Raw genomic sequence first — 12,268 nt, 5'->3', positions numbered from 1 at the left:
TCCCGGAAGCGGCGGCTTATTAGGCGGCACCGGCATTAGTTCGTCATAAGTTCAGGCGACACTTGCGTCAGCGGCGCTTGGGTACGATCGTGGTACCGCATACTCCACAAAATAGTTGTCCCTCCAAGGGGATGTGGCTTATAATGTCGCGAATAGGCCGTTTCCATTGTCGGTGTGCCGGCAGTTCGGTCCGTGACTACTCGCCGAATGTCCTGCCAAGAGAGGAAGATGAATATGATTTTGGAATCCGCCATGCTGCAAGTTAAGCCGGGAGAGGCGGAGCGGTTCGAAGCCGCTTTTGCCGAAGCGTCGGCGATTATTTCGTCCATGCCGGGGTACCGCTCGCATGAGCTGCATGCCTGCATTGAGGAAGAACGCAAATATTTGCTGCTAGTCCGCTGGGACACCCTGGAAGACCATACGATCGGCTTCCGCGGCTCCGAGAAGTATCAGGAGTGGGAAAGGCTGCTCCATCATTTCTACGATCCGTTCCCGACCGTCGAGCATTACCGGCGCATCTATCCATCCTGAAAGGAGGTGCCGGTGTGAGCGAATGTGCAGGCTATAATCGCGATATAACCGCCCAAACCGAGCTGCTGTGGTCGATGGCGTCCGGGCAGCGGTGGCTGTCCGCCATGCTCGAGGCGGCGCCTTCCCTTGGGCAGCACAGCTATTATCTGGGGGCGGGCTGTATCGTCCAGACGGTATGGAACGTTTTGTCGGGCTACGACCCGCTTTACGGAATCGAGGATGCGGACTTCGTTTATTATGACGACAGCGATCTGAGCTTTGAAGCGGAGGATAGGACGGTACGTAAGGCGCACGAACTGTTTGCCGACGCCCCGGTGCGGATCGACGTGAAAAACCAGGCCCGCGTCCACCTCTGGTACGAGTCGCGTTTCGGGTTTCCGATCCGCCCGTACCGGACACTGGAAGAAGCGATCAACAGCTGGCCAACGACGGCGACCTGCGTCGGAATCCGTCTGGATGGGCGGAGGCAGCCGTCGGTATACGCTCCGTACGGCTTAAACGACTTGTTCGGCATGATCGTGAGAGCGAACAAAACGCAGATTACCCAAGAGATCTACGAACACAAAGCGGCTAAGTGGAAAGCGAAGTGGCCGGATCTGACAAACCTGCCTTGGGATCAATAAACGTTAGGCGGACGAGCAGGGAGGAGCGGGATATGGGGAACGGCGATCAGCAGGAACAGCAAACGTTAACGCTAAAACAGCTGCAAGCCTACATTAAAGAGAAAGATTACCGTCCTGAGCTGAAGCACCAGTATATGCTGAAGCTGTTCGAGGAAATCGGCGAGCTGGCCGAAGCTGTCCGCAAGGACAAGCTGTACCGGGAAACGGGGCAAATTAAAGGGACGATTGATGAAGAGCTATATGACGTCCTGTACTACGTTGCGGCGATCGCCAATGTATATGGGATCGATCTGGAGACGAGTTGCCGCTTGAAGGAGCAGTTGAACCGTACCCGGTATCCGGCCCAAAGCGGTGAATGAACGGAAGGAACAAGGGAGGGACGGGAATGGAACGGTATCCAGAAAGCCGGCTGCTGTATGCGATCCGCGAGATCGAGCCCGATGACTGCGCTCCGATTCGTTCGGTAGCGGAAGCATGGTGGGGAGGACCGGTGGAAAGCGATTGTTTGACGAAATGGTTTTTCCGGCATTTCCGCCAGACGTGCTTCGTCGCCGTCAAGGAGGGACGCATCGTAGGTTTTGTGCTCGGCTTTTTGTCGCAAAGCTTGCCGGACGAGGCTTACATCCGTCTAGTGATGGTGGCCCCGGATTGCCGGGGAACGGGGATTGCGCGCGCTTTGTACGACGAGTTTATCGAAACGGTCCGGGATCTGGGACGAAGCGCGGTCGTCTGCGTCACCGCTCCTTCGAAGTCGGGCTCGATCGCGTTTCACACCAGACTCGGGTTCCGGATGGACGCTCAGCAGCGTATGGCGGAAGGACTCCCCGTTTGCGACGATTACGACGGGCGGGGAGGAAGGCGCGTCGTATTCCGTCTGGAGCTGAAGGATCGGGTATAACGTATAATCTAACGTCGATTCCGGTCAGATGGACGAGCGGGAAACCCGACCTTGGACGGGGAAGAGGTTTTGTCTTTGGTCCGATGTAGATGCTTCTCCCGGGTGCTATACTGAGTACATAATCAAGAGCGGGCTGCAGCGCCTGCATTCGGGAGGAGAGTATCACAATGAGCTTATCGCGATTGATGAAGTTCGTTACGGGCGGCATGGAAGCATTCCTCGGCATCCCGGTTCTGGGAGGCGCGTTCGTTATATTCAGCGGATACACGGCGTTATGGGTGATGCTGGCTTTGCACCTGGTCACCCTGCTGATTTGTCATAAAGAAAATGCGGGCAGGCTGGGCAGCGTCGTCGGGATTGTGACGAGCATCGTCGGCTTTATTCCAATTGTCGGCATGATCATGCACATCATCTCGGCGATCGTTCTGATCTTGAGCGCGCTGACGCAGCAGGACAATCGGTATTCGTCCGGCCCGTATCGCCGAGTGAGATAAGTACGGATGGCGCGTGGCAGGAAGCGCCGGCAGTAGAGAGGAACCGTCGGAGCTGGATTCCGGCGGTTTTTTGCTGGAGGAAAGGTTTCGCGTTTCGTGTATCGTGTAGAACTATTCATAAGCGCCAAGAAAGAAAGGATGGGGCTGTCCAATAAGGATTCGCGTGACAGGAGCATGTCTCATTTTTCAAACCGAAAGGACCCCAAATACACGGTTGAGTGGGGGCGGAGGTCCTTTTTCTTGACGAGGAACATGGGTTCTTAAGTGGGGCACTCCAAGACGCAAAATGATTTTTGCAACAGCCCCTCAGCTCGCAAAAGGCCGGTTATCATAGGCGGGAAGAGATGGAGGCGCCCGATCGTTGGCATGCAATAACGTGGAGTTGTCAAGAAAAGTGCAGTTTGAAAACACACTCATGCAGAAATCCCGTTGCTACGCAGCTTGAGACAGCATTCTTTCGCGATAAATAGCTGGGGGCCATCCCCCTGGATTCGAGGTGGATAAGAGTGGTTTGCACCCTTTATTTTGTCCGAATACCCGCTTGACCACGGAATAAGAGCGGTTTGAAGCTTCTAAAATCGGCGAAGAGGGCGCAGATGGGGCCAGTTGGTTGAAATAAGGGGTGCAAACCGCCTCTATTGGCCCCGGATTTACGAAAAGGCAGAAAATAAAGGATGCCAAAGGCTCTTAATTTGTTCAGAGCGCATACCCCGGACCTCGCACACCATCCCCCGCACACCATCCCCCGCACACCATCCCCTGTACACGTCCATATTCGGCGCATCTGCACACGACCTGCTTACAAAGCAGCTTAGCTGTACGATTCGCGGTTGAAGTTACGTTACGTTCAGGTCCCCTCATCTCCAAGCCAGTGTTTAGTCCAAGCCAATGTCTGTTGCAGCCCATACCTATTCCACCAGCAATGCATAACCCGCAACCAGCAGCTACCCCACCTTCCATACATCCCCCAAAAAACCAATTTGCTTTCAAGCCCGCTCTCTACTCCAGCTCCATGTTCCACAGCCTGCGCATCTCCTCGCTGCCGGCGAGCAGCTCCTGGAGCGTGCCCTCCGCTTCGAGCCGCCCGTCCTTCAGCACGAGGATGCGGTCGGCATAGGCGAGCGCCGATTTGCGGTGCGAGACGACGAGGCAGGTCGCTTCGCGGCGCTCGAACAGTCGCTCCCACAGTCGCCGCTCCGTCTCGACGTCGAGCGCGCTCGACAAGTCGTCGAAGACGAGCAGTTCAGCCTCGCGCACGAACATGCGCGCCGCGGCGGTCCGCTGCGCCTGGCCGCCGGACAGCTTCACTCCGCGCGGGCCGATGACCGTCTCCAGACCGGCGGGAAGCCCCGCCAGATCCGGCTCCAGCACCGCGGCGCGGATCGCCGCATCCAGCTTGGCCGGATCGTCGGCGGCGCCGAGCAGAATGTTGCGCTTCAGCGTGTCGCTATACAGGCGCGGCACCTGTGACGTGTACGCGCTGCGCGGCGGCACGAAGAAGCTGCCCGGATCGTCGACCGGACGGCCGTTCCAGCGGATGTCGCCCTCGTCCTTCGGCAGCAGGCCGAGCAGGGCGCGCACCAGCGTCGTCTTGCCGGAGCCGATCCGCCCGGTAATAACGGTGAACGAGTGGCGGGGCAGACTCAGATCGATCGCTTCAATCCCCCGGCCTGTCTCCGGATAACGATACGTCAGATTGTTCACATCCAGCCGATCCAGCCGGTCCGCTTCCGTCTTGGCGGGAATGAACGGTTCCTCAAGCGGGCCGCGGAGATACAGCGGATGCGGCTCGACGAGCCGCGTCGGCGGCGCGTTCTGCAGCAGGCTTTCCATCCGCTTCTTGGACACTTCCGTCTGCTTGAAGTAGGTGATGAACTTGCCGAAGTTCTGGATAAACTGGGTCACAAACGTCAAGTAATACACGAACAAAGCGAAGTCTCCGACCGTGAAGCTGCCGCTCCGCATCGATTGGGCGCCGAGCAGCAGGATGAGCCCTGTTCCGAAATTCACCGTGTTGGAGAATACCGAGTCGAGCGTCTGGTTGAGCAGCTTGTCCTTCAGCATCGCGCTCCGGCGCTGGTCGTTCAGCGATTTGAACCGTCCGATGACCCGGCTCTCCGCGCCCGCGACCTGAATCGCCTGAACGGCGCCGAACATCTCGCTGATCGCTTCGGTTACTTGCCCGGTCGCTTCCCGGCTGGCCGCCCGGTATTTCTGCAACATCGTCGTCGACAACTGCACCGCCGTCACGACCAATACGAGCGGAACGAAGACGAGCAGCGTCAGACGGGCGTCGATTCCCATCAGAATCGCAAACGATACGATGGCGAACACCGTCATGCCGAACGCGTCCACCGACCAGCTGATCGCTTCCTCCGTCTGCTCCACATCGTCGCGGAAATTGCTGATCGCTTCGCCGGGGGAGATCGGAATCGCCTTGGCCCCCGGCTCCTTTAAGATATGATGCAGCATATTCCGGCGCAGCAGCCCGCCGACGCGCATCCGGAAATTAACGTCGGTAATAAACCCGCCGATGATAAAGCCGGACCGGACCAGAGCCGTGCCGAGCAGCAGGATGATCAGCGTCCACAAACCGAGCTGCGCGGGCGCGGAGCCCGACAGCGTATCAAAAAAGGCTTTCGTGACCAGGCCCGGCAAAATCGGGGTCAGATAGATCAGCGTCCACATCAAGGCGTTGGCGATATACCAGCGCGGCCGGTAACAGATCAGCCGCCATAACAGTTGAAAGGTCGTCATACGAGCATCTCCTCCATTCCGGCCGCGAGCATCCGGCTAAATCGGGAGTCCGGATCGGCCGCCAGCGCCTCGCGGTCCCCGAACTCGGAAATCCGGCCGTTATCGAGAATCAAGATCCGGTCTGCGCGCTGCACGGTTGCCAGCCGGTGCGCGATGATGATGCAGGTCCTCTCGCGGAGCAGCTTCGTCACGGCCGCCTCCAGAAGCTGCTCGGTGGCGGGGTCGAGACGGGATGACGCTTCGTCCAGAATGACAAGACCGGGATCGGTGAGAAAGACGCGGGCAAAAGCAAGCAGCTGCGCCTCGCCTGCGGACAGTCCGCCGCCGCCTGATTCGAGCGTCGAATCTAGCCCTTGCGGCAGGGAGCTCAGCCAGCTGTCCAGGCCGAGTTCGTTCAGCACGCGAATCATTCGTTCATCGGGTATGGACGTGTCGTAAAACGTCAAATTATCGCGGACCGTGCCCTGGAAAATTTCGATGTTTTGCGTCACCATGCCGATCCGCCCTCGCAGTTCCCGAAGCCGCGTATCCCGGATCGGGACGCCGCCCAGCCGGATTTCCCCTTGCTGGATATCGTAAAACCGGAGCATCAGCCTCGCCAGCGTCGTCTTGCCGCTGCCGGTCCGCCCCAGCAGGCCGAGCACCTGGCCTTTCTCGAGATGGAAATCGATGCCGTCCAGCGTAGCTTTGCCGCTCTCATACGAAAAGGTGACGTCGTCGAACGTAACGGCAAGAGGCCCGCCCGGAATCGGCGTTCCGATTCCGTCACGAACTGCCGGCTGCGTATCGAGCAACTGGCGGATTCGGACGATACTGGCGTCCGCTTTTTGCAAATCCTCCATCTGCGTGCGAATTTTCTCGATCGGCTTGGCCATCAGCTCGGTGTAATAAAAGATCATATAAACGGTGCCGATCGAGATCGCTCCTTTATGCCACAAATAGGCGCTCAGCGCAAAAGCGATCGCATTGCCGATCGTAAACACGACCAGCGTCGTAATCCACATCGCCGCCCAGCCGAGGAAGGCGCGGACCCGGATCGGCAGCCAGGTGCGCAGCAGCGTATGGAACTTGTGCATGACGAAGCCGCTGGCCCCGTTAGCCCGGGTATCCTCGGTGCCTTCCAGATGCTCGCCGAGAAAACCGAAGAAGTCGGCGCTGATCTGACGGAGCTTGCCCCAGTGGGGGACGGCGAACTTACGAATATATTGGATCGAATAAATGGCGGCGACGACAAAAAAGGTCATGCCGATTCCGACCAGCCAGCCTTCGCGGTACAGCAGGATGAGAATGCCGACGACCAGCAGCAGATTGCTCACCAGCGTAATGACGAAGTTGGAGAAAAAGTTGGCCAGCGTATTGATATCGCCGTCGACGCGTTCGATGATCGCACCGGTCGTATGCGACTTGTGAAACGACATGTCCAGGCCCAGACAATGCTCGGCTACGTCGCCCCGAAGCTTGTTGGTCGCGATCCAGCCGATATTTTCGCTGATATAAGTCGCGCCGACCGTGACGATCTGCTGCAGCAGCGACACCCCGATGAACAGGCCGGCGGCGATCCATAAAGCCCGGTTGGACTCCGCGCCTTGCGCAGAATCGATGAAGTAACGGATGAATTGCGGATTGACGAGCTGCATAATCAGCCCGGCGATGAGCAGGGCGCTCAGCGCAATAATCGATCGCCGCTGCGAACGCAAGTAATGGCGCAATAATCCGGCGTATTGGCGTAAAGGTATTTTAAATTCGGGCATACGAAACGTGCTCCCTTCCTGACAGACCCGAAAGCCGGGTCGCAACCATGATAGTAACTGTAGAAGATTCCCGGCAGGGCGTCAACGGGAGATTTCGGATACAACCGATCTCCCCGGGAGCCGGGAAATCATTTCCCGTTAAGCCCGATAAGGGCGGAAGGGAATGAAGTAGTTCTGTCGAACTAGTATGTCATTGGCAAAATTCGACTCGGATCACAGAGAAGCAAACGGACAGGCGCACGGGTGCAGCTGTTGCAGCCGATTGGCCGCTCCGGACGCGAATTCGTCTGAATGACATTCATGACATTCATGTGGGGGAAAAGGCATTGAACGAGCGTCTGATCAAACGGTTTGTTCCGGTAATTTTGTTCATGACAGCGCTGCAAGGCTGGACGTTATCGATTCCGTTGTTCGGATCGATTCTTGGCCCGAGCGCGGCTTCGGCGGGCGTGGACCCGGCTGAAGCGGCCACCGCCTTTCTGAGCGGATACGCCCTTTCCTTCGCCGGCTGGGGGGTGCTCCTGCATAGGTGGCGGCGAACGATCGGACGGCTGCTGCCGGCACTTACGAGCGGCTGTCTGGTTCTATGTGCAGCCCTTAGCCTCGCGCTGCTCGTGCTGGACGGCTCCGCGTGGCCTGCCGTCTTTGGTGCGATGGGGTTGTTCGCTTCGCTGCCGTCGCTAAGCTGGCTGTATATGCTCACCCGCTCCGTGCCTTTTGCGCAGATCGGACTCGCTCTCGGCGTTAACGGCATGCTGGTCAGCTTTGTCCGGTATTTCTTCCATATTATTTCCGATCGCATCCCGCCGCAAGCGGGGATTGCCATCGTATCGGCGCTTCCGCTCGTTGCAGTTTATATTTTGCTCCGAATACGCCAGGAACTGGAGGGAGAGCATGCGGGCTGGGACGCGGACAGGGACAGCCGGCAGCAACCGGAACATTCCGGAGTGAATCCGGTTCCGGTCATTGTTTTTATTTTCGTCGTTTTCCTGCTGGGAGGCATCATGTACCAGGTCGTCGAGCCGTTTATGCAGGAGTTCGGGAGTCATACGATTTATTACCAGACGATCCCTTACGTGCTGGCGATCCCGCTGGCCGGCTGGATCATCGACAGGCGGGGCTTCCGGCTCGCCATGGCGCTTGGCGTCGTGCTGCTGGGGCTGGCGTATACGACATTCGCCTTCTCCACCTCTTTTCCGGCTGCCGTTGCGGGTAATACGCTGATCCAGATCGGGTTTGCCGTGCTGGACGTCTTCGTGTTATATGCGCTAGCTGCCGTATCGTCGCCGGACCGCCGGTTTCTCTTCACAGGGATGGGGCTCGGTTTCTACATCTTGTCAATTCGGCTCGGGACCGAATTGAATGCGTTGGTCGTTCCATATTCGAACGGCAACTATATCGTCGTTTATTTGACGGCGCTGTTTATTTTGCTGATCAGCGTGCTGCTCATTCATTGGGTGAGCGATTTCGAGCCGCGCGAGATCGAGAAGCGGCAGCGTCTGGAGAAGCTGGGCACGTATTATGAGGAAAAGGACGCCGAGCTTCGCGAAGCGCGTCAAGTACAGGCCGGCATGCTGCGCGCCCAGTGGCGGCTTCCGCCCGGGATCGAGGCGGCCGTGATGACCGAATCGGCCAAGGAGGTGGGCGGCGATTTCTACGATCTGATTCCGCTCGACGGGCGCCGTGCTTTATTTGCCGTCGGAGACGTCACGGGCAAAGGGCTCGCCGCCGCGCTGGTCATGTCCAAGATGATCGGCCTACTGCGGTCCGAAGCTTATTACGGCCATTCGCTTACGGAGATTGTGGAGCATATGAACCGGATGCTGCTGCGCGAGCCGGAGGAGATGGCGATGGTGACGCTCGGCCTGGCGCTCGTGGACCGGGAATCGTCATCGGTCACCTACGTCTCGGCCGGCCATGTCGCCCCCTACATCGTGCGCAGCGGATCGGCGGAAGCGCTCGATACCCACTCCCTGCCTCTCGGTATTGATGAGGTGCTGCGTCCGTGGAGCGGCAAAGTCGTGATGGAGCCCGGCGATTTGTTCGTCATGTACACCGACGGCGTGCTGGATCTGGAGAACGGCGGCGGCGAACGGTTCGGGCTGGACCGGTTCGAACAGCTGCTAAGTGAAGCCGGCGAAGGAGGGGACCCGGAGCTGGCGCTGAAGCGGATCGTGGACGCATTCAACCGGTTTGGGGCTGTTACCGACGATACGACGCTGCTCCTGATCCGGATGAACGGCAAGAGGGCGGGGGCGGACGAAGAGTGAATCAGAGCCCCTGAAGGGGCAGATTTGCTCTCGAAGAATTTTGTCGAAAAAAGTAAAAATATGATGGAAAATGTCGGAAAAGGTGCTATGATGGAGCTAACATCACGATCGATACACGGAGGTACGCCATGGAGCAGCTTGGGGGACAATACCATCACGGATTAATGGCGCTATCCTATCTGGTGGCTGTCCTTGCTTCCTATACCGCCCTTGATTTGGCCGGCCGCATTACGGCTGCGCGGGGTCCGGCCCGCAGGCTCTGGTTAAGCTGCGGCGCTTTCGCTATGGGCTCGGGCATCTGGTCGATGCATTTTATAGGGATGCTCGCATTTCATCTCCCCGTTCCTGTCCGCTATGACTACGGTGTCGTCTTCGCTTCTTACCTGTTGGCCGTATTGGCCTCGGGGATCGCTCTCTATATCGTCAGCCGCAAGGAAATGCCGCTGCCCGGCCTTCTGGCCGGAGGAGTACTGATGGGCGCCGGCGTCTCGTCGATGCATTACATCGGCATGTCCGCCATGCAGTTGCACGAGATCGTCCTTACCTACAACGCCGCGTTATGGTGGCTGTCGGTGGCGATCGCGATCACCGCATCGATTGGAGCGCTGTCGTTGTCGCTGTATTTCCGCATCCCCCGGAGCCGGTATTATGTATACGGCAAATGGGGCGGCGGTGTCATCATGGGTGCCGGGATCGTCGGGATGCATTATACCGGCATGCTCGCCGCCCGGTTTCATGCCGAATCGCCCACCCTTCATACGGCCGCCGACAACGGCATGAGTGTGCCGTTCCTTGCTTACGGCATCGCGCTGGTCACGTTGTTCGTACTCAGCTTCGTCCTCATTGCCGCCGTGTTCGACAAACGTTTAGCCACTGCCGCGGAGCAGCTTGCCGAGAGCGAGCATCATTTCCGGTCGCTGTTCGACTACAATTCGGACGGCGTGTTCTCCATGGACCACAGCGGCGTGCTGATCAGTGTCAATCCCGCTGTCGAACGTCTGACCGGTCTTCCGTCTTCCCGCTTTATCGGCCGACATCTGACCGAAATATCCGGCGTTAACCCGGAGCAGGCCATGTACCATTTCAACCGGACGCTGGGAGGCGTCTCGCAAAGCTACGAGATTGCCTACAGCAGAGAAGACGGCCGGGCGGTTGATCTGCTGGTTCATATGGTGCCGCTCTCGGCACGGGGGCGGGTTACGGGAGCCTATTGCCTGGCGAGAGACATTACGGAGAGCAAACGGACGGAGCGCCGGATGCATCATCTGGCCTATTACGACGAGTTGACCGGATTGCCGAACCGCAGAAGCTTTATGGACGCGCTGGAAGCCTGCCTGGACTCGGGAAGGTCGGCGCAAGAGTCGGTCGCTTTATTTTGCCTCAACCTGGACAGGTTCAAATCCTTCTCGCAGACGGCCGGCCACAAGGTCGGGGACCAGTTGCTCCAATCGTTCGCGGAACGTCTGCGCGGCGTTACGGGTGGGTGTGACTTTATCCCGGCCCGAATGGGCGGCGACGAGTTCGCCTATATGGCGGTGCTCCGCACGGAAGGCGAGGCGGCGGAGATCGCGTCGAAGATGAACCATCCAGATACGCCCGTCGTCATCGGCGGTCTGGAGTTTCATTTGTCCGCCAGCATCGGCTATGCGTTGTATCCGAAGGACGGAACGGATGGCGAATCGCTGCTGCAAAAAGCCCAGACCGCTCTGGACAGCGCCAAACGGCGAGGCGGCAATCGGGCCTATGCGTATGATGCGGCGATGGAAGCGGCGGCCAACCGGAAGCTGGAGATCGAATCCGGTCTTCGCAAGGCGATCGAGCGGGGCGAACTGGACGTGCATTACCAGCCGCAGGTCGAACTGAAGAGCGGGGCGCTGGTCGGTGCGGAGGCGCTGGTCCGGTGGAAGCATCCCGTGCAAGGTTATGTGCCCCCAAGCGTGTTTATTCCGGTAGCGGAGGAAACCGGGCTGATCAAGCCGATCGGGGAGTGGGTGCTGCGCTCTGCCTGCATGCAGGCGAAAGCTTGGCAAGCGGCGGGGTATGAGCCGATCACGGTATCCGTCAACCTGTCGAACCGGCAGTTCGAGGAGCAGCATCTGCCGGAGACGGTTGGAGCCGTGTTGTCGGAATGCGGGCTGGAGCCGAACTATTTGGAGCTCGAAATTACCGAAAGCATGGCGATGGACGTCACCCGGACGATTCAGGCGCTGCAAGGTCTCAAGAAGCTGGGCATCGGGATCGGCATCGACGATTTTGGAACCGGATACAGCTCGCTGAGCTACTTGAAACGGTTTCCGATCGACAAGATCAAGATCGACCAGTCGTTCGTCCGGGATATTGCCAATGCAAATGACGACAACGATACGGCGATCGTATCGGCAATCATTGCCATCGCCCGACACTTGCAGCTGAAGGTCGTCGCCGAAGGGGTGGAGACGCAGGAGCAGTTCGATTACTTGCGGCGCGAGCAGTGCGATATGCTGCAAGGTTACTATTTCAGTCCGCCGGTGCCCGCAGACCGGTTCGAAAGATTGCTGCGCGAATACGGGAGCCGGAAAGCCGCCATGTAGGCGGTTTTTTCTACATATAAGGTGGGTAGAAGGGCTTCTGATCTGCCGCAAAGTGTAAGCTTTACTGATCTTTACGGTGCTAAAGGGAATGGAGGAGTTTCCTTCCCTGGCGTTTGAGAACGTATACTCAGGTACAGCCTAACGAATCGTAGGGTGCTTATTGCTGCAAAACGACGTTATTCCAGACGTAACGAATCCGGGGATCGTTATTGAACCCAAAGTGGAGAACAAACGATCCGATTCGCGGAAATAACGATACGAGAGTTCGTTACAAATTCAAACACTCGCATTCGGCTCTTATAACGGTTGCCGGGTTCGTTAGCGATACCACCGCATGGAAGACAACACGACCTGAGGGCGAGCGGCTGGAGCGA

9 protein-coding genes are annotated in these 12,268 nt (G+C 58.2%); 7 read left to right on the top strand and 2 right to left on the bottom strand.

Features of this window, described 5'->3' with window-relative positions:
- Positions 1-234: 234 nt before the first annotated feature.
- The 5 genes from IDH45_RS21405 to IDH45_RS21385 all read left to right on the top strand — a co-directional run bounded on the left by IDH45_RS21405 (position 235) and on the right by IDH45_RS21385 (position 2,546).
- Positions 235-531 carry an antibiotic biosynthesis monooxygenase family protein gene (locus tag IDH45_RS21405; protein WP_190930214.1) on the top strand — a complete coding sequence of 99 codons (297 nt, stop codon included), beginning with the start codon at positions 235-237 and terminating at the stop codon, positions 529-531.
- Between the two features lie 14 nt (positions 532-545).
- Positions 546-1,154, top strand: coding sequence for a nucleotidyltransferase family protein (locus IDH45_RS21400; RefSeq protein WP_317891251.1), 609 nt, complete (start codon positions 546-548; stop codon positions 1,152-1,154).
- A gap of 32 nt (positions 1,155-1,186) precedes the next feature.
- Positions 1,187-1,513 carry a MazG nucleotide pyrophosphohydrolase domain-containing protein gene (locus IDH45_RS21395; protein ID WP_190930173.1) on the top strand — a complete coding sequence of 109 codons (327 nt, stop codon included), beginning with the start codon at positions 1,187-1,189 and terminating at the stop codon, positions 1,511-1,513.
- A gap of 26 nt (positions 1,514-1,539) precedes the next feature.
- Positions 1,540-2,052, top strand: a complete 513-nt coding sequence (locus IDH45_RS21390; protein ID WP_190930172.1) for a GNAT family N-acetyltransferase — start codon at positions 1,540-1,542, stop codon at positions 2,050-2,052.
- Between the two features lie 167 nt (positions 2,053-2,219).
- Positions 2,220-2,546 carry a hypothetical protein gene (locus IDH45_RS21385; protein ID WP_190930171.1) on the top strand — a complete coding sequence of 109 codons (327 nt, stop codon included), beginning with the start codon at positions 2,220-2,222 and terminating at the stop codon, positions 2,544-2,546.
- A gap of 999 nt (positions 2,547-3,545) precedes the next feature.
- Here IDH45_RS21385 and IDH45_RS21380 read toward each other — a convergent pair.
- A complete protein-coding gene (locus IDH45_RS21380; protein ID WP_190930170.1) occupies positions 3,546-5,303 on the bottom strand; it encodes an ABC transporter ATP-binding protein in 1,758 nt (585 codons plus the stop codon).
- Complete coding sequence (locus IDH45_RS21375) at positions 5,300-7,054, bottom strand: ABC transporter ATP-binding protein (RefSeq protein WP_190930169.1); 1,755 nt, start codon at positions 7,052-7,054, stop codon at positions 5,300-5,302. The genes IDH45_RS21380 and IDH45_RS21375 overlap by 4 nt, the downstream gene beginning before the upstream one ends.
- A gap of 326 nt (positions 7,055-7,380) precedes the next feature.
- Between IDH45_RS21375 and IDH45_RS21370 the strand changes: the two genes are divergently transcribed.
- Together IDH45_RS21370 and IDH45_RS21365 are read left to right on the top strand one after the other, a co-directional pair.
- On the top strand, positions 7,381-9,324 hold the full coding sequence (locus IDH45_RS21370) for an MFS transporter (protein WP_190930168.1): 1,944 nt from the start codon (positions 7,381-7,383) through the stop codon (positions 9,322-9,324).
- A 128-nt stretch (positions 9,325-9,452) separates the two neighbouring features.
- Positions 9,453-11,894: an EAL domain-containing protein gene (locus IDH45_RS21365; protein WP_190930167.1), complete on the top strand. Its 2,442-nt coding sequence runs from the start codon at positions 9,453-9,455 to the stop codon at positions 11,892-11,894.
- Positions 11,895-12,268: the final 374 nt, after the last annotated feature.

The sequence above is a fragment of the Paenibacillus oceani genome (assembly GCF_014705615.1).
Lineage (GTDB): Bacteria > Bacillota > Bacilli > Paenibacillales > NBRC-103111 > Paenibacillus_AB > Paenibacillus_AB oceani.
Note: the sequence above shows the minus strand (reverse complement) of the source record. Positions and strands in the feature narration are given on the sequence as shown.